The sequence below is a fragment of the Streptomyces sp. NPDC029466 genome (genome assembly GCF_055574515.1).
Genome location: NZ_JBVHZH010000036.1, coordinates 1 through 16,253, shown reverse-complemented (window position 1 = coordinate 16,253; position 16,253 = coordinate 1). Strand labels below are relative to the sequence as shown.

At 68.2% G+C, this 16,253-nt stretch carries 18 protein-coding genes and 2 pseudogenes; 8 read left to right on the top strand and 12 right to left on the bottom strand.

Annotation, left to right across the window (positions count from 1 at the left end):
* Positions 1-104: 104 nt before the first annotated feature.
* From ACZ4XD_RS25350 to ACZ4XD_RS25340, 3 genes and pseudogenes are all read left to right on the top strand, one after another.
* Positions 105-245, top strand: a pseudogene (locus ACZ4XD_RS25350) (flavin reductase family protein); the annotation flags it as partial.
* Between the two features lie 263 nt (positions 246-508).
* Positions 509-814, top strand: a complete 306-nt coding sequence (locus tag ACZ4XD_RS25345; RefSeq protein ID WP_468045644.1) for a hypothetical protein — start codon at positions 509-511, stop codon at positions 812-814.
* 61 nt (positions 815-875) lie between these two features.
* Entirely contained in the window at positions 876-1,583 is a 708-nt protein-coding gene (locus ACZ4XD_RS25340; RefSeq protein ID WP_468045642.1) for a peptidylprolyl isomerase, read from the top strand.
* Positions 1,584-1,664: 81 nt separating this feature from the next.
* Here the strand turns inward: ACZ4XD_RS25340 and ACZ4XD_RS25335 are convergent, their stop codons facing one another.
* Positions 1,665-1,970 (bottom strand): hypothetical protein, encoded by a 306-nt coding sequence (locus tag ACZ4XD_RS25335; protein ID WP_468045640.1) that lies wholly within the window; start codon positions 1,968-1,970, stop codon positions 1,665-1,667.
* 310 nt (positions 1,971-2,280) lie between these two features.
* Here ACZ4XD_RS25335 and ACZ4XD_RS25330 point away from each other — a divergent pair, with 310 nt between their 5' ends.
* From ACZ4XD_RS25330 to ACZ4XD_RS25320, 3 genes are all read left to right on the top strand, one after another.
* Positions 2,281-3,906: a class I adenylate-forming enzyme family protein gene (locus tag ACZ4XD_RS25330; protein WP_468045638.1), complete on the top strand. Its 1,626-nt coding sequence runs from the start codon at positions 2,281-2,283 to the stop codon at positions 3,904-3,906.
* 354 nt (positions 3,907-4,260) lie between these two features.
* A complete protein-coding gene (locus tag ACZ4XD_RS25325) occupies positions 4,261-4,878 on the top strand; it encodes a flavin reductase family protein (protein WP_468045636.1) in 618 nt (205 codons plus the stop codon).
* A 441-nt stretch (positions 4,879-5,319) separates the two neighbouring features.
* The gene (locus ACZ4XD_RS25320) at positions 5,320-6,207 is read left to right on the top strand and encodes an endonuclease/exonuclease/phosphatase family protein (protein ID WP_468045634.1); all 888 of its coding nucleotides are present in this window, start codon (positions 5,320-5,322) and stop codon (positions 6,205-6,207) included.
* 55 nt (positions 6,208-6,262) lie between these two features.
* Here ACZ4XD_RS25320 and ACZ4XD_RS25315 read toward each other — a convergent pair whose 3' ends face one another.
* The 8 genes from ACZ4XD_RS25315 to ACZ4XD_RS25280 form a co-directional block, all read right to left on the bottom strand.
* On the bottom strand, positions 6,263-6,496 hold the full coding sequence (locus ACZ4XD_RS25315; RefSeq protein WP_468045632.1) for a DUF2277 domain-containing protein: 234 nt from the start codon (positions 6,494-6,496) through the stop codon (positions 6,263-6,265).
* Positions 6,497-6,523: 27 nt separating this feature from the next.
* Positions 6,524-7,354, bottom strand: a complete 831-nt coding sequence (locus ACZ4XD_RS25310; protein WP_468045630.1) for an alpha-ketoglutarate-dependent dioxygenase AlkB family protein — start codon at positions 7,352-7,354, stop codon at positions 6,524-6,526.
* 25 nt (positions 7,355-7,379) lie between these two features.
* A complete protein-coding gene (locus ACZ4XD_RS25305; RefSeq protein WP_468045628.1) occupies positions 7,380-7,940 on the bottom strand; it encodes a hypothetical protein in 561 nt (186 codons plus the stop codon).
* 35 nt (positions 7,941-7,975) lie between these two features.
* Complete coding sequence (locus ACZ4XD_RS25300; protein WP_468045626.1) at positions 7,976-8,512, bottom strand: methylated-DNA--[protein]-cysteine S-methyltransferase; 537 nt, start codon at positions 8,510-8,512, stop codon at positions 7,976-7,978.
* A gap of 256 nt (positions 8,513-8,768) precedes the next feature.
* On the bottom strand, positions 8,769-9,596 hold the full coding sequence (locus ACZ4XD_RS25295) for an IS5 family transposase (protein ID WP_468045791.1): 828 nt from the start codon (positions 9,594-9,596) through the stop codon (positions 8,769-8,771).
* Between the two features lie 219 nt (positions 9,597-9,815).
* The gene (locus tag ACZ4XD_RS25290; protein WP_468045624.1) at positions 9,816-9,980 is read right to left on the bottom strand and encodes a hypothetical protein; all 165 of its coding nucleotides are present in this window, start codon (positions 9,978-9,980) and stop codon (positions 9,816-9,818) included.
* Positions 9,981-10,591: 611 nt separating this feature from the next.
* Positions 10,592-10,969 (bottom strand): VOC family protein, encoded by a 378-nt coding sequence (locus tag ACZ4XD_RS25285; protein ID WP_468045622.1) that lies wholly within the window; start codon positions 10,967-10,969, stop codon positions 10,592-10,594.
* A gap of 415 nt (positions 10,970-11,384) precedes the next feature.
* Entirely contained in the window at positions 11,385-12,698 is a 1,314-nt protein-coding gene (locus ACZ4XD_RS25280) for a serine hydrolase domain-containing protein (protein WP_468045620.1), read from the bottom strand.
* A gap of 365 nt (positions 12,699-13,063) precedes the next feature.
* Here ACZ4XD_RS25280 and ACZ4XD_RS25275 point away from each other — a divergent pair, with 365 nt between their 5' ends.
* Positions 13,064-13,294, top strand: coding sequence for a DUF6296 family protein (locus ACZ4XD_RS25275; RefSeq protein WP_168476555.1), 231 nt, complete (start codon positions 13,064-13,066; stop codon positions 13,292-13,294).
* Between the two features lie 258 nt (positions 13,295-13,552).
* On the opposite strand, the gene ACZ4XD_RS25270 is transcribed toward ACZ4XD_RS25275, so the two are convergent.
* The gene (locus ACZ4XD_RS25270) at positions 13,553-13,900 is read right to left on the bottom strand and encodes a hypothetical protein (RefSeq protein ID WP_468045618.1); all 348 of its coding nucleotides are present in this window, start codon (positions 13,898-13,900) and stop codon (positions 13,553-13,555) included.
* 129 nt (positions 13,901-14,029) lie between these two features.
* The gene (locus ACZ4XD_RS25265; protein WP_468045616.1) at positions 14,030-14,728 is read right to left on the bottom strand and encodes an aspartate/glutamate racemase family protein; all 699 of its coding nucleotides are present in this window, start codon (positions 14,726-14,728) and stop codon (positions 14,030-14,032) included.
* A gap of 414 nt (positions 14,729-15,142) precedes the next feature.
* Here ACZ4XD_RS25265 and ACZ4XD_RS25260 point away from each other — a divergent pair, with 414 nt between their 5' ends.
* Positions 15,143-15,904, top strand: coding sequence for a chitinase (locus ACZ4XD_RS25260; protein ID WP_468045614.1), 762 nt, complete (start codon positions 15,143-15,145; stop codon positions 15,902-15,904).
* Positions 15,905-16,004: 100 nt separating this feature from the next.
* Here ACZ4XD_RS25260 and ACZ4XD_RS25255 read toward each other — a convergent pair.
* A pseudogene (locus ACZ4XD_RS25255) lies at positions 16,005-16,163 on the bottom strand (cytochrome P450); the annotation flags it as partial.
* Positions 16,164-16,253 lie beyond the last annotated feature (90 nt).

Sequence of the window (16,253 nt, the reverse complement as noted above, 5' to 3'; positions counted from 1 at the left end):
TCGCACTCAGGAGAGCAGCTCAGATCCGCTCCAACGCAGAGGGGGTTTGGAGGTGCCGTGGATCCGCTGTGGGTCCGCGGGCACGCTCCGGGATACTGATCACCATGCGCATTGGCTTCGATCCCGCTGCCATGTCCCGCAACGAGTTCCACCGGCTGCTGACCGCCACCGTGGTGCCGCGGCCCATCGCCTGGGTGTCCACCACCTCGGCGGACGGAACGCACAATCTCGCGCCTGCGAAGTTCTTAGGAAAGCAGTATCGGGGGTTGGGTGGTTAACGCAGGTCGGCTTGCCTCGGCAATGCTCGACGACTGGTTCCTCGAAGTGGCCACCGTGGGCCGGGACAGGGGGCGTCGTTGTCCGACAGGTGGGGACGGTTTATCGGCGCCGGGCGCCCTCGTGCACAATGACAGCCTGCAGTTGTTGGCGTGAGAGCGGGACTGGGTTCGCGTCCGGCGCAGTCGTTGAAGCCTGGCTCCGCGTTCCACCACGAGCACCGTGCTACGTGGTGATCGAGGCGAACAACGAGGGGGAGGCGCTGACCGTCAAGCCGATCAGCATCCCCGCGGACTTCCAGGAAATCCCGCTGGGTGTCTATCAGCACCTGTGCGAGGACAACTGCGAGCCGTGCTTCGACGGAGGCGCCAGCTACCCGTCGTCACAATTCTGGGCCCTTGCCAAGCGCGATCACACGTGGCGGAGCTTATGTCAGTCGGCGCTGAGCTACATCCGAAGTGGCCTGCGGCCGCAGGCTGACGGCTGGGAGGCGGATGTGGCTGGCGGGCGGCTTATCGCCCGCCGGGCCGCGCTTTAGACTGCGACCGCTCCGAAATCTGGCGATCTTCTGGAGGCTGTGCAGGATGAGGCGAACTCTCATGACCGCATTGGCTGCGGCGGCGCTGGTCGTGTCCTGGGGCAGTATTGCCTCTGCTTCCGACGCCCCGCCGCGAAACACGCACGGTCCTTGCCAGTACACCCAGACCCCGGACGAGCCGGCGGCGCGGCGGGTTCCCCTGCCGCCCGATCCGCGGCACACCCCCAGTCACGGCACGGTCGGTATCGCTGTCCGGACCAGCCAGGGCCCGCTCCCGCTGCGTCTGGACCGGGCGAAGGCGCCGTGCACGGTCCAGAGCTTCGTACACCTGGCGCGGCACCGGTTCTACGACCGTACGGTGTGCCATCGGCTGACGGCGTATCCGACGCTGAAGGTCCTGCAGTGTGGCGACCCGACCAGTACTGGCGAGGGCGGGCCGGGGTACAAGTACAAGGACGAGCTGCCGGTGGACCTGCCGCCGGCACCGAGCGATCCGACCGGCGTCCGTCGCCTTTACGGGCGCGGCTTGCTGGCGATGGCCAACGCCGGTCCGGACACGAACGGTTCGCAATTCTTCGTCGTCTACGGCGACTCCGCGCTGCGACCGAACTACACGGTGTTCGGCACGGTCGGTGCCGCCGACCTGAAGACTCTCGACAAGATCGCCGCTGGCGGTATCGAACCAACTGCGCAGGACCCGGCGCCTGTCGACGGCACACCCGTGCTGCGGACCGAGCTGCTCAGCGTCCGGCCGTCTTGCCTGCCCTGACGAATTGTGGCGCGTTCAGCGCGGTTCAGCTACGCGATAAAGGGGCTGAGGAACCCGGGCGTCACGCCCGGTGCACAGACGTCAGTCGTGATCATTGCTTCGTCGATGCAGTGGCTGGTAGGGGGTGCCGACGCGGATCAGCTCTCGGAAGAGGCGGGTGGCGTTCTCCTGAGCGAGGGACTTGCGGGCTGCGGTGAGGGCTCCGGCGCTGGTGGTGCACTCGTCGGCGAGGGCGCGGGCGGGGTAGGAGGCGGCGCGTGAGTGGGAGACGCCGATCTGGCCTTCCGCTTGGAGGTCTTCTTCGAGGCGTTGGACCATGGCGTTGATGGCGGCGAGGTAGGGCAGCAGGTAGAAGATCCGCGGGGTCCCTTGGCCGGCCTCGGTCATCTCGGCGAGGTTGCGCAATGCTGGTCATGGGGGCGAGCTTCACACCCCCGCAGGGCAGCGGCCTGTGGTTCACGCGGTGCGTCGGGCCAACCTTGCTGTCGGTCCGGGGCTCTCCGTGCAAGGGCCTACTGGGACCACACCACGGTGAGCGATACCCCGCCATGATGACGGGCGTCTGGTGCGCTCTCTCAGACGCTCAACTGACCTGCGAATACCGATTTTGCATCGCGGGGATGATACTCCGCCGGGCGGTGGCCGAAGGTGGCCCCCGTGAGGTCAAGGCCGCTGAGCGGCATGTTTGCATGTGCTGGTGATCGTTAACGCACAGGAAATATCCGAGCCGCGGACGTACGTGGACCGCATTCTGGAGCACTGGAACAAGGACGAGGACGCCGAAGCGCTCGTCCAGGGGACGCAGCGGCTGACCAGAGGGGAAGCCCGGCGACAGCTGTTCAGGCTGGGGCATGCGCTGCGGGGGCAGGGGCTCGCGCCCGGCGACGGGGTGGGGCTTTTTCTGGCCAACCGTGTCGACTCGGTCCTCGTTCAGCTCGCTGTCCATCTCATCGGCTGCCGCGTCGTCTTCTTGCCGCCCGAGCCGGGGCCCGGCGAGCTCGCCGCGCTCGTCGAGCAGTCCCGGGCGCGCGCCGTGGTCACCGACCCGCTCTTCGCGGAACGGGCCGCCGATGCGGCCGGCCGCAGCGTCCACGCCCCGGCACTACTCAGCCTCGGCCCATGTGAGCAGCGGTGCGCGGACCTGCTGGCCCTGGCGGCCGAGTGCCCGGACGTGCGCCCCGACGGTGTGCCCGCCCCGGGAGCGGACGAGGCCGTCACCGTCCTCTACACCGGCGGAACCCTGGGCCGCCCCAAGCTTGCCGCGCACACCCACCGGCTCTACGACACGCTGGTCGACCTGGTGACGGACGCCGCGGAGGACTCCGGCCCCGCGTTCTTCCCGACCATGGACCCGAGCACGGACAGGGTGCTCGCCGCCACGCTGCTCACGCACGGCAGCGGCCATCTCACCTCGATCCAGGCCCTGGTGACGGGGTCCGCCCTGGTCGTGCTGCCCGAGTTCGAAGCGGGCGCGGCGCTGACGGTGCTGCGCGAGGAGCGGATCACCGCCACCATGTTCGTGCCGCCCATGATGTACGCGGTGCTCGACCATCCGGAGTGCAAGCCGGGCGTCCTGCCCGCGCTGCGGCGGATCGTCGTGGGCGGCGCGGCCACGTCGCCCAGCCGGCTGCAGCAGGCGGTCGAGGTCTTCGGGCCGGTGCTCGGCCAGGGCTACGGGCAGTCGGAGGCGCTCGGCATCGCCGCGTTCGGCGCGGAGGAGCTCGCTTCGGAGTGTGCCCTGCGCCCCGAGCTCTGGCGCAGCTGCGGTCGCGCGATATCCGACACCGAGATCGAGATCCGTGCCGAGGACAGCACTGCGGCGTTGCCCGTCCGGCAGGTCGGCGAGGTGTGTGTCCGGGGCAACGCGGTGATGCTCGGCTACTACGAGGACCCGGAGCGCACCGCGGCGGCACTGCAGGACGGCTGGCTGCGCACCGGCGACCTGGGCTACCTCGACGCCGAGGGTTACCTCTATCTCGTCGACCGGGCCAAGGACATCATCGTCACCGGCAGCACCAGCGACAACGTCTACTCCAGAGTCCTGGAGGACTTCCTGCTCACGCTGCCCGGTGTGCGCAACGCGGCGGCGCTGGGTGTGCCGGACGAGGAGTACGGGGAGGCCGTACAGATCTTCCTTGCCACGGCCGAGGGTGTGGAGATCGACCCGGAGGCGGTCGGCGCGGCGGTGACCGCCGAGCTGGGAGAGCTGTACACGCCCCGGAAGACGGTGCTGCTTGACCAGCTGCCGACGACCAAGGTCGGCAAGGTGGACAAGAAGGCGCTGCGCGCCGCGTGGACGAGCGGCGCCTTGGCCACGCCATAGGCTCTGTTGTTATGGAGGCACCCGGCCGGTTCGGGGTCAAGTGCGCTGTGAACACAGGGTTGTTGTGGCGCGCCTCGACCGGTTGTGCCTCTCCTGTGAAAGAGCGGAAGTGCGGCGCAGCTGTCCTCTGGGTGCCCTGTCGGGAGGTCGCAGAGGCTGTGTTCGTGCTGGAGCCTCCCGGTCTCGATCCTTTCACCGAGGGACACGTCGCCTGGGCTGGTCAACACTTGGACCGGCCCAGATGGTCCAGGTAGCGAGGGAGCAGCCCGGCTTCTCTTTCCGCCGAACTCAGGGGTTTGGTGGTGCCGTGGATCCGCTGGGGGTCCGCGGCCGCCCTCCTGGATACTGATCCTCATGCGCATTGACTTCGATCCCGCTGCCATGTCCCGCAACGAGTTCTATCGGCTGCTCACCGCCACCGTGGTGCCGCGGCCCATCGCCTGGGTGTCCACCACCTCGGCGGACGGAACGCACAATCTCGCGCCGCACTCCTTCTTCACGATCGCCAGCGTCGCGCCGCCCGTGGTGCAGTTCAGCTCCGTCGGGCGCAAGGACACCCTGCGGAACGTCGAGGCGACCGGACAGTTCGTGGTGAACCTCGCGCCGGAGGGGCTCTTCGAGCAGATCAATGACACGGGTACGGATTTCCCGCACGGGGTGAGTGAGTTCGAGGCGGCCGGGGTCGAATCCGAGCCGAGTCTGCGGGTCAAGCCGTTGCGGGTGGCGGGTTCGCCGGTGGCTTTGGAGTGCGAGGTGCACACCACGCTGGGAATTGGGGACGCGACCGTGGTGTTCGGGCGCGTGGTGCATGCGGTCGTGTCGCAGGAGGCGCTGGTCGACGGGCACCCGGAAATCTCCAGGATGAAGCCCTTGTCACGGCTCGGGAAGGACGAATGGGGGACGGTCGGCGATGTCCGGGAAATCTCCCGTATCCGTCACACGGACTGGCGGGGGCCGGCGGGCGATCGGTAGGGGAGTGGGCGACGGGGCGGGAGCGGTTTACGGGGGCCGGGGGAAGGGATCAACCCCCGGGTTTCGTGAGCGTTCCACGTCGATTTATCCGTAGGCCACTTATGGCCTGTGGCGGGGTTCGAGACGTTCGCATGATGGTTGTTGTTGCGCCGGTGGTGCCGGCTCCGGTGCCGGCACCCATGCCGGTTTGCGGGCCGGCGTCGGCCTCTGCGGCGGATGACTGGAGTTGCTGTGACTGCTCTCGTTCCTGGGTGGAAAGCTTTAGCCGTTCCCCTTGATGTCTCTGGTCCCGCTGCTTCCGCCCTTTCCTCTGACTCCACTGATACCGCTGCTTCCCCGGCGTCCCTGACTTCCGCTGATTTCTCTCGTTCCCAGGGGGCCGGTTCCCCAGGGACCAGTTCCCCAGGGACCGGTTCCCCGGGATCGGGTTCCGGTGGCGCGATGGCGTCGGTCAGCCGGCGGTTTTCCCTTCGGGCGGTGGCCGCGGCGGCGGTCGCCGGTCCGGTGGCGGCGGCGTACGGGCCGGGGACCGCATACGCCGCCGACGGCCGGCGGGGGCTGCGGGTGATGACCTTCAACCTGCGGTACGCCTCGGATGCCCGGCCGCACTCCTGGGTCGAGCGCCGGCCCGTGATGCGGACCTTGACGCGGGACGAGGCCCCGCATCTGCTCGGGACGCAGGAAGGGCTGTACGGGCAGCTGCGCGATATCGCCGAGGATCTCGGACCGCATTACGACTGGGTGGGGACCGGGCGGGGCGGCGGGAGCAAGGATGAGTTCGCGGCCGTTTTCTATGATGCCCGGCGGCTCACGCCGGTCGAGTACGACCATTTCTGGCTGTCCGATACGCCGTATGTGATTGGGTCGGCGACCTGGGGAAACACCGTAATCCGGATGGTGACCTGGGTCCGGTTCCGGGATCTGCGAGCCGGCGGCGAGTTCTTTCTCCTCAATACGCATCTCGATCATGCGAATCAGTACTCGCGTGAGCGTTCCGCCGGTCTGATCAATGAACGGCTGGGTGGGCTGGACCCTTCGCTGCCCCGGATCGTCACGGGCGACTTCAATGTCGCCGCGCACAAGAATTCCGTGTACGAGGCGCTGCTCGACGGCGGCTCGCTCGTCGACAGCTGGGACACGGCCGACGAGCGCAGCCGGCAGTACGCCACCTTTCATGGCTACCGGCCACTGGTACCGGATGGGGACCGCGTCGATTGGATCCTCACGTCACCGGGGGTGCGTACGCGCCGCGCCACGATCAATACGTACTCCGCACACGGGCAGTTTCCGAGCGATCACCTACCGGTGCAGGCGCTGCTCGATTGGTGAGCGCGAGCAGTGGTGAGGGCGAGCAGCGGTGAGGGTGCGGAGTCGCGGTCGCTGCTCAGGAGTGGGTGTGCGGGCGGGCGACGGAGCCGCGGATCTGGAGGCCGTCGAGAAGTTCCTGGGTCGCGGCGGCCACGGTGTCCACGGCCTGGTCGAACACCTCGCGGTTGTGTGCGGCCGGGGCGCGGAATCCGGAGACCTTGCGGACGTACTGCAAGGCCGCGGCCCGGATGTCCTCGTCGGTGACCTCGGGGGTGGTGGGCGGACGGAGGGTCTTGATGCTGCGGCACATGAGTCCAGTGTGCCTCGCGGGCCGGCGTCAGCCGTCGAGTCCGGTCACCCGCATCGTGATGTTGAGGCGGCCGCCGGCCAGACCGGACGCCGGGTCGCCGGTGCCCGGCCGGACCTTGGGAACGCCGTGGTAGGCGAAGCGGGACGGTCCGCCGAAGACGAAGAGGTCACCGGAGGCCAGCTCGACATCGGTGTACGGCTTGGTCCGCGTCTCGGTGTTGCCGAACCGGAAGACACAGGTGTCGCCGATGCTGAGCGAGACGACCGGCGCGCCGGAGCGCTCCTCCTTGTCCTGATGCATGCCGAGTTTCGCCTGATCGTCGTAGAAGTTGATCAGTGCGGTGTCCGGTGTGTAGCCGTCGCCCGCAGTGGAGTCCTGGTACGCCTCGACCAGCGCGCGGCGGCCCAAATCGACCATCCAAGGGGGGAATTCGGCCACCCGGGCCCCGTTTACATCGTCGGCGGTGCGGGTGTAGGCGTACGGCTGCCAGTGCCAGCCGATGCACACCGTCTGGACGGACATCACGCCGCCGCGCGGAAGCTTGGTGTGCCGGATCGGGGCCGGGCCGCGCGCCCAGCCACGGCATGCGGTGACCAGCTCGCGCTGCTGGGCCATAGTCAGCCAGCCGGGGACATGGACGGCGCCGGGGGCGATTTCTCGCCGGCTGTCGCTAAGGGCAGGGCTCTTGCCGGGCAGGTCGGAGTGGCGGCCTCCGGATTCGCCGGAACCGACCGCTCCGCCAGGGCGGCCGTCCGATCCTCCATGTCCTCCGGAGATACCCGGTCGACCAGGTCCTGCGGCGCCCGCGGGCTCCTCGAACTGCTCGAACTGCTCGAAGCCGGGAAGTGGCGTGCTCATCTGCTCCTGCCTCATCGCTACCTGCTTACAGCGTGCCACGGGGATGAACCGGCGGCTTACGGGCCGGTAGCTGCTGGATGACCCAACCACGGTCGATGGCCCAGGTGCCGCCGTCCGCCGTGGCACCGCGCATGCCGTCCAGCGTCGCCGGGCCGGCCAGGGCGGGGACGCGGGAGTCGCCGAGTGCCGCAAAGCCGAAGGTGCGGGCGGGGGCCCAGTCGGTGCTGTGCCGCAGCCGGCGGCTCATCTGGGCCCAGCCGACGGGCGCGGCGGCCACCACCCAGGCGTCCGGTTCTTCCGCGCTGAAGCGGCGGGCCGCACGTAGCCAGGACGCGGCGGATTCCGGCCAGTCGACCATGGCGAGGACCGGTTCCCGGCCGGTTGCGCACCATGCCTCGGCGAAAGCCGCCGCGGACGAGCGCGATGCCGTGTCCCTGCTGTGCCCGATGACCACGGTGGCGATGCGCATGCGTGGCGCGGTCAACAGCGCGAGCAGCGCGGCGAGTTCTGCCTCGGTGTGCGGGGCGGGGGAGGGGAGCCTGCCATAGGCGGCCATCTCGGCGGGGGGAATGAGTGGTGAGGTCATGAGGTCATCGCGAGGGGTCCCGGGCTCGCCGGCCCTCAGATGAGGGTGGGCTGGAGAGCGCCCTCATGGGTGAGCAGCGCAATTTTGGCTTCGACGCCCGCCGCGTAGCCGCGCATCGTGCCGTCCGCGCCGATCACGCGGTGGCACGGACGCACGATCAGCAGAGGGTTGGCGCCGATCGCGGCGCCCAGGGCGCGTACCTCGCTCCGCGGCACTCCTAGAGCGTCGGCGAGGCGCCCGTAGGACGTCGTGGTGCCGTACGGGATCGCCTCCAGAGCCTGCCAGACGCGCTCCTGGAAGTCCGTACCGGTAGTGCGGAACTCCAGCTCGAAGCGGGTGAGCTCACCGGCGAAATATGCCCGGAGCCGGCGGTCGACCTCAGCGAAGGGGGCGGGATCGCACTGCCAGTGCGGCTGTACGGTGACGCCCCGCTGCTGCGGCAGGGAGAGGGCGGTCAGGGCGGTGCCGCCGGGTGCGGTGGCCGACTCCTCTCCGACGAGCAACAGCTCACCGAGGGGGCTGTCGAAGGTGGTGTAGCTGGTGGTGACCGTGGTCGTCTCGGGGGAGATCATGACGCGTCCTCGTTCGTGTCCGCTGCTTTCACTCTCCGAGTCTGCGGGGTCGGGGGCGCGTCGGCTGGCGAAAATCGGACGTCACGGTTGCTGGCTTGCTTGCTGTGGCGGGCTGGCTTGCCGGGTCGCTTGGTGCGTGGGTGGCGACCGGTGATCTGTGGTGCGGCGGCTGCTGGTCACAGGTGACGAGCGGGTACGCGTCCGCCGTGATGGACCGGCCGTCACTACCACTACCGGCTAGGTCGTGTCCGCAAAGTCAGGGAAGCCAGAGTTGTAGGCAGGCGAGGGTGACCATGGCTTTGAAGTGGCGGGCGCGTTTGTCATAGCGGGTGGCGAGGGCTTTGTGGTGCTTGAGCTTGTTGAAGCAGCGTTCGACGACGTTGCGGCGGCGGTAGGCGGTCCGGTCGAGGCGGCAGAGGCTCTCGCCTCTGCGGATGCGGCCGTTGATCTGGTCGATCCGTTCCGGAATCGCGGCCTTGATCCCGCGTTTGCGCAGGTAGGCGCGGATCTTGGTGGAGTAGCCCTTGTCCGCGGCCACTCGGTCAGGTCTTGTCCGTGGGCGGCCGGGCCCGCATCGCTGGATGCGGACGGCTGCCATCACTGCCTCGAACTGGGTGCAGTCGTTGACGTTTCCGGCGGTGAGGGTGAAGGCCAGAGGCCGGCCGTGTCCGTCGCGGGCGAGGTGGATCTTGGTGGTCAGTCCGCCGGGATCTACCGATGGCCTCGCCTGGCCAGTCCTGCCCCTTTTTCGGGCCCCGGCCGCGTGCTGATGAGCCCGCACGGTCGTGGAGTCGATGCACATCAGGGACCAGTCGACTGTGCCGACGGCGTCGGGATGCTGCTGGACGTGGGCCAGCACGCGGTCCCAGGTGCCGTCGGCCGACCAGCGGCGGAAGCGTTCGTAGACCGTCTTCCACGGTCCGTAGCGTTCGGGCAGGTCCCGCCAGGCGGCCCCGGTGGACAGCTTCCACAGGACCCCGTTGACCACCTGGCGACGGTCCCGCACCGGCCGCCCCATCCGCGACGGCGCAAACAACGGCTCGATCACCGCCCACGACTCATCAGTCAGCTCATGACGACGCACCACGAACAGACCAACGACTTAACGACTTTGCGGACACGACCTAGCACCGGTGCGCTGACCTTGCCGACTGCGGTCCGCCCGATCCCGTCCGCCCAGTGGTGGGGCCTGCCTCCCGGGCCAAGCGCCGCGGACCGGATACGACGGCGCGCTGTCAGGGGTGGGGACCCGCTCACCACGAGGCTCGCGAGGACCAGGCCGCTTGAACGTTCCCGCCCCCGCTCAGGACCGGCAGCGCTCGACGATCTTCGTCACGACACCGCCCTTGATGGTGACCTGGACCTCGATGGATCTCATCTTGGCCGCCTTCTCCAGCTGGACCTCGGTGCACGGGGAGGTGCCGTAACTGCTGCTGTCGATGGTGACATTGCCGTTCGACGCACACATCGCCCGGCTTGTCGGCGGTGTTGCCGTCGGACGCCGCGTCGTCCGAGGGCTCGGCAGGCAGGGGGCTCGACGAGACCTTGGTGCTCGCCTTCGTGTTGTCGTCCTGGCCTTCGCCTTAGGCGGTCAACGCCAGCGAGGCGACGACCACCAGCGAAGCGGCGGCGATCCGGGGAGGCCCTGGCTCTGACCGCGGCGGGCTACGCAGCCTCGACGACCTCTGCTACCTCAGAGCGCACCGCCAACGTCCATATCTCCAGCAGCACCGCATACTCCGCCATGTCCTGAGCCGACCACGCGAGACCGCGCCGGGCGCGCACAAAACGCCGGATCGATTCGTTGGCCTCGGAAGAAGGGACGGGTACACCTGCAGGGGCAGAAGGAGTTGGGGACATATGAGCAATGCTAGGGGCAGACACTGACAACGCGGCCCCGCGCGCATTGGGCCATGGCTCGTAGCTGCTGCCCGTGCGGCTGCCCCGACGGGCACTCAACTTCCTGACCAGCACAGACGGTCGGCCCTCCGATCCATTTCCGCTGCCTGCATGTGTCCATTCCCACACGCTCCGCGATCACCCGGGGGCACGAACGAAAGTCCGCGACACTGAGCCGCCTCAGTGGAGGAAGAGGCAGAACGGGTGGCCCGCCGGATCAAGGAACACCCGGACATCGTCCTGCGGTTGGACCGTGGCGCGCCGCGCCCCGGCCGCGACCGCATACGCCTCGGCCTCGTCGAGATCATCAACCCGGAGATCGAGATGGAGCATCTTCTGCTGCTCCTCGGGCCGTTCGGGCCACACAGGGGTCTGATACCCGGGCTCGGACTGGAACGAGAGCCCGGTCCCGCCGTCCGGGCAGCGGAGCAGCACCCAGTCCGGTTCGCTGCACTTCACTTCCCAGCCGAGCAGTTGCCGGTAGAAGTCCGCCAGGGTATGAGCATCCGGACAGTCCAAGACCACCGTCGCCAGCGAAATCCGAGGTCGCCCAGTCATCATTGGTTCCACGCCTCCTGCCACTTCCACCACTCTCGCCGCATCCACCATTCCTGCCCGCGGGCCCGCGGGCCCGAGGAAACGGGCGAATACCGGGCTGCCGCTGCCCAGGACGAGATCCCGATCGGGTGATGTACCGAGTCCTTCGTCGGCAGCGGGGCGGAGGGGCCTCACCCCCGGCGTCACCTCAACGAAGGCCCTCTGGGAGAGCCGCCACCCCCTCATCGCACTCGGGCGGCGGACGCTCCCGGAGCCCGGCCCGTAAGCGCACCGTCGTCGTCTCCCGATCCGCGTTGTCAGTGGTGCCCCGTACCGTGGTTTCCGTAACTATCCGAGCTGCTGGCGCTCCTCGGACCCGCTCCGCTCCCGTGACAGCGCACGGGAGCGGAGCACACACCCGAGTGGCCGATCGGGCTCATTGGCGGGGTATCGGGAAGTGGGGCTCCTGCGGAGCCACCAGGAGTGAGTTGAAGGGGTTCGTTTCGGTCGCGCCCGGGGGCCGGCCGGTACCGGTCCCGCACAACGCCTGTGCCACGTGCGCGTTCATGGCGGCGTCTATCGGGCCGGTCTGGGGAACGCCGTTCCCATCCAGCTTCTGGTAGCGCGTCAAATTGAAACCGAGGGACATTTGTCGTTTGCCGTCCGCACTGGACATGGACCAGGTCATGGCCCCCAGCACCAGGCCGTTGTGTCCCCAGAACTCTCCGCACGGCAGGTGCCTGGTGAACAGGCCCAGGCCGTAGCGGAACGGGCTGCCCTCGATGGGCACCGTGGTCTTCATCTGCCGCAGCTGGGCCGGGGCGAGCAGTTCGCCACCCAGCAGCGCACGGTAGAAGCGGTTCAGATCGGCCATGGTCGAGACGAGTGACCCCGCCGTACCGGCCCAGGACGCGTTGTAGACGCTGAAGTCCCGTGGTGGGTTGAACCCGCCGTACGCGGCCTCGTACATCTTGGCGTGCGGCCCGGTGAGGTAGGCCGATCGCGGAAAGTATGTGTGCCGCAGTCCTGCCTTCCGGATGACGTGCTCGGTGATGTACGCCTCCGGCGACTTGCCGGTGACCTTCTGGAGCAGGAGCCCCGCGAGCACGAAATTGGTGTTGGAGTAGTGATGGGCCTGGCCCGGCTTGCCCAACGGCTCTGCCTTCAGCCCCAGCCGGGCCAATTCCCGGGGATCGAACTGGCGGAAGCGGTTGCCTTCGATGCTGTCCGCCGAGGGGAAGATCGCCCCGGCGTAGTCGCCGATGCCGCTGGTGTGGTTCAGCAGCATCCGGACAGTGATGGCCCGCCCGCGCTCACCGGGAACCAGGCCGGGCAGATAGCGGCCTATCGGAGCGTCCAGCTCGATGTGTCCCTTGCTGACTTCCTGGAGGACGGCGACCGCGGTGAAGGTCTTGGTGATGCTGCCGATCCGGTGCCGCATCTGTGGAGTGGTGGCGCGCCCGGTGTCGACGTCGGCGACCCCCGAAGCGCCCTGCCATTCGGCGGCGCCGTCCCGCACCGCAGAGTAAGCGCCGTACATCCCTGCGTGATGGAAGGTGTTGAGCGTCGCCTTCAGGGCTGCCCGGTCGATGCCGGACCGGTGGGCGTTCTCGGCGGCGGTGGTGGCGTTGCTTGAGCCCGTGGTCGGCGCCGTGGTGGCTGAGGCGGTGGTGGGAATCGTCAGCGCGAGTAAGGCGGCGGTGGTGGTGCCGGCCAGCCGCATGCGGCGGCGCTGGGTGGTAACGGGCATGGATTCTCCGGGAGTTCAACGTCTGAGTCGGCATTCGACCTTCGCGGTCCCGATTCTCGCGGTGGGACAGCGGCCAGGCGTCAACCCTTGGAACGACCTTGATCACAAGCCCGCATGACAAATGTCAGGTTTACCGAGGCTGGGCTTCGCGTTGCTGTCGAGGGGGCGCGGGGGCCGCTCTCGGGCGCCTCGGTGAGGCCCGGCCGGCAATCCCGCCTCCGGCCCGGGAGTCGTGCCCGGATGTCCTCCTCAGGCGCCGGGGGCGGCAGTGGGTGACGATGGAATGGCCGAGGTGCAGCGGCGCGCTGAGAGCGGCGGTGGGGAGCGCCGCCGGAGCACCTGCCCAGTTTTATCGGGAGGCCCTGATGGATTACCCGGAATGCTATGAGCTGGTATTTCAAGCTCCCGCAGTGGAGGACGACGTGGTGATCGTCCACCGCACCGAGCGATCGGGAGCGGGCGGGTATCCGGTCTACGAGGATGAGTCGGGGATCGTACGCGCGGAGATCAGCGACCGGGGCGAGGTCCGGATGCTGGCCAGCGGGGGGCACCAGATGCTCCGTACGCCGCTGCTGGCACGCCCCCTCACCCCGTGAGCTTCAGGAGCCCGCCTGGCACCGGGGTATGCGTACACGCGCACACACTCTGTAAAGATTTGCTTGCGATGCGTTGAGGTCGCGGCATTCGAAGCGCCTTGCGTCCGCGTCGGTATTCCGATCTCGCCCACGGTAACCTTCCGCGCTTCATCTGTTGCGGTGCGTGTGGAGTACGGGCTGAGTGGCGGGTTGCCTCTGTGCAGGGCGGCCATACGGTCTCCGCTCGGCGAATGTCCTTCGCCGAGCGGAGAGCGGATTTCAGAGGCCGCGTAGATGGCCGCGCTTCGGAGGCGTTCGCCGGGCTTCGGGCTTGGACGCTCCCCCGGTGTCCGCGTCGCTTTCGTTGGCCGCACCGGCCGTGCCGGATTCGTCGGCCCGAGCGTTCTCGATCCCGCTGTTCTCGGTCCCGTCGTTCTCGACCTTGCCGATCTCGCCCTCGCCGTCGTCGAGATCGCTGTGCCCGGCGGCGTCAGGCTGGGCCTCGGTTTCGGATTGCGAGGTGGTGGCGGTGGTATGGCCTGCGAGTACCGCCATGGCGCGTTCGAGCGTCTCACCGGTGACCTGCATCCGGATCCTGGCCAGTCGTTCTAACTCGGTACGCGACACCACGTCAGAGTACCTGCCGTCAGTTCAAACCTCGGTATGGCACAAGAATCTTTGAAGAGCGGCGAGTTGGGTGTGGCCATTTCTCCAACCCGAGGTATCGGAGAACTACGGGATTTACCGGCTGTGCTACTACGGGGCGTCGGTGAGGGCGCGGGTGACGGCTGCTTCGGCGTGCAGTCGAGTGGTCGGGAAGACCGGGACGGGGCTGTGATCCGGCCCTATGAGCAGCTCGATCTCGGTGCAGCCCAGCACGATGCCCTCGGCTCCGGCGGCGACGAGGTCCCTGATGACGGCCACGAATGCCTGCCGGGATCCCTCTCGAACGATGCCGAGGCACAGCTCCTCGTAGATCACGCGGTGGACGGTACTGCGCCCGGCGGCATCCGGAACGAGCACATCCAGCCCGTGGCTTTCCAGGCGGCCTCGGTAGAAGTCCTGCTCCATGGTGAATGCGGTGCCGAGCAGCCCGATACGACGCAGGCCGCGCGCACGGACGGCGTCGGCTGTGGTGTCGGCGAGGTGCAGCAGCGGGACGGTGACCGCGGCGGCCACTTGGTCGGCGACCTTGTGCATGGTGTTGGTGCAGATCAGCAGCATGTCCGCGCCGGCCGACTCCAGCGCCCTGGCGGCGTGCGCGAGAACCTCGCCCGCCTCCTCCCAGCGCCCTTCGACCTGTAGCCGTTCGATCTCTGCGAAATCCACGGAGTAGAGCACGCACCGCGCGGAGTGCAGGCCGCCCAGACGCTCGCGCGTCAACTCGTTCAGCAGCCGGTAGTACTCCGCTGTGGACTCCCAGCTCATGCCTCCGAGCAGCCCGATTGTCTTCATCGGGCCACTTTTGCACAGGGGGAGGGCCGTTGTGTCACCGCCCCCGGCCTCTCGCGGGGGTCTGACAATGCCCGGGGCTGAGAGGAGGGAGCCGCGCGCGGGTCTCGGTGGCGACCCGTGGGCGAATCGCTGCATTGGTAGCTGCCTTGGTATGGACATGGTCAACGTGACGCCCATAACCTGCAGTTGGTCTAGACCGCAGCGTTCCCCGCGGTCGTAGCCATAGTCGCCGCCGTCCCGCCACGCTTGTTACTGGCCGGCGCCGCCTGATTCACCCGTGCTCCAACGTCCGTGCTCAGTAAGCCAGTTGTGCTCGATCCGGGCGGCTGCTTCAAACGGCGTTCCTGATAGGGCGATCCCCCCACATGGCGGCCCCTCCATGCCTGGAGGCCGGCCGCGAGAAGGAGTCACGCAATGAGGTCACGTATTGCCGCGCTGCTGAGCGCCGCGACAGTAGCCGTGGGCGTAGCACTCGTCGTGCCGACGGTGCCGGCGGCCGCCACTACGGGCTGTTCCCACTGCGCCGCGGCCCCGGCCGGTGCCGACGTCCGAGCCGAGGGGTTCGTCGTCAGCGAGGCGCAGTTCAACCAGATGTTCCCGAACCGGAATGCCTTCTATACCTACAGCGGGCTGACCGCGGCCCTCAGCGCCTACCCGGAGTTCGCGAACACCGGAAGTGACACCGTGAAGCGTCAGGAGGCAGCGGCCTTCCTCGCGAACGTCGGTCACGAGACCGGTGGCCTCGTCCATGTGGTCGAGCAGAACACCGAGAACTATCCCCACTACTGCGACGCCACCCAGCCGTATGGGTGCCCGGCAGGACAGGCGGCCTACTACGGCCGCGGGCCGATCCAGCTCAGCTGGAACTTCAACTACAAGGCGGCGGGTGATGCGCTCGGCATCGACCTGCTGAACAACCCCTATCTGGTGGAGCAGGATGCCGCCGTCGCATGGAAGACCGCCCTCTGGTACTGGAACACACAGACCGGGCCGGGCACCATGACCCCGCATCACGCGATGGTCAGCGGCGCCGGTTTCGGCGAGACGATCCGCAGCATCAACGGCTCCCTCGAGTGCAACGGCGGCAACCCCGGACAGGTGCAGAGCCGGATCAACAACTACAAGAGCTTTGTGCAGATCCTGGGAACCACACCCGGCGACAATTTGAGCTGCTGACGCGGTGCGCGGCGGCGCCCCCGTCGGCGCGGCCCGCCTCCCTCTTGGTCGGGTGGTCGGGCTGTTCGGTCAGGCGCCCTGACGCCGGCCTTGAGACGTTCTAGTCCTTCCAGCGCACCGGCAGTTGCGCCGGTCCGCGGAGCATTCCGACGCGCCAGGTGAGGTCGTCGAAATCGGCGTCCATGGCGAGGTCGGGACAGCGTTCCAACAGGGAGCGGAGGGCTATACGGGCCTCCAGTCGGGCCAGTGGGGCGCCTAGGAGTTGTCTTCAAATGTCACGCCCACATCAGGAGCGATGCGAGGGTGACGGCGGCTTGGTAGGACTCGACGGTCTTGTCGTAGCGGGTGG

Excerpts from the sequence above, each read along its gene's own strand:
- ACZ4XD_RS25280 (WP_468045620.1), bottom strand. The coding sequence starts at position 12,698 with ATGCCCGTTACCACCCAGCGCCGCCGCATGCGGCTGGCCGGCACCACC.
- ACZ4XD_RS25325 (WP_468045636.1), top strand. The coding sequence starts at position 4,261 with ATGCGCATTGACTTCGATCCCGCTGCCATGTCCCGCAACGAGTTCTAT.
- ACZ4XD_RS25290 (WP_468045624.1), bottom strand. The coding sequence starts at position 9,980 with ATGTGTGCGTCGAACGGCAATGTCACCATCGACAGCAGCAGTTACGGC.
- ACZ4XD_RS25275 (WP_168476555.1), top strand. The coding sequence starts at position 13,064 with ATGGATTACCCGGAATGCTATGAGCTGGTATTTCAAGCTCCCGCAGTG.
- ACZ4XD_RS25260 (WP_468045614.1), top strand. The coding sequence starts at position 15,143 with ATGAGGTCACGTATTGCCGCGCTGCTGAGCGCCGCGACAGTAGCCGTG.
- ACZ4XD_RS25335 (WP_468045640.1), bottom strand. The coding sequence starts at position 1,970 with ATGACCGAGGCCGGCCAAGGGACCCCGCGGATCTTCTACCTGCTGCCC.
- ACZ4XD_RS25300 (WP_468045626.1), bottom strand. The coding sequence starts at position 8,512 with ATGATCTCCCCCGAGACGACCACGGTCACCACCAGCTACACCACCTTC.
- ACZ4XD_RS25285 (WP_468045622.1), bottom strand. The coding sequence starts at position 10,969 with ATGACTGGGCGACCTCGGATTTCGCTGGCGACGGTGGTCTTGGACTGT.
- ACZ4XD_RS25305 (WP_468045628.1), bottom strand. The coding sequence starts at position 7,940 with ATGACCTCACCACTCATTCCCCCCGCCGAGATGGCCGCCTATGGCAGG.
- ACZ4XD_RS25340 (WP_468045642.1), top strand. The coding sequence starts at position 876 with ATGACCGCATTGGCTGCGGCGGCGCTGGTCGTGTCCTGGGGCAGTATT.
- ACZ4XD_RS25265 (WP_468045616.1), bottom strand. The coding sequence starts at position 14,728 with ATGAAGACAATCGGGCTGCTCGGAGGCATGAGCTGGGAGTCCACAGCG.
- ACZ4XD_RS25315 (WP_468045632.1), bottom strand. The coding sequence starts at position 6,496 with ATGTGCCGCAGCATCAAGACCCTCCGTCCGCCCACCACCCCCGAGGTC.
- ACZ4XD_RS25310 (WP_468045630.1), bottom strand. The coding sequence starts at position 7,354 with ATGAGCACGCCACTTCCCGGCTTCGAGCAGTTCGAGCAGTTCGAGGAG.
- ACZ4XD_RS25320 (WP_468045634.1), top strand. The coding sequence starts at position 5,320 with ATGGCGTCGGTCAGCCGGCGGTTTTCCCTTCGGGCGGTGGCCGCGGCG.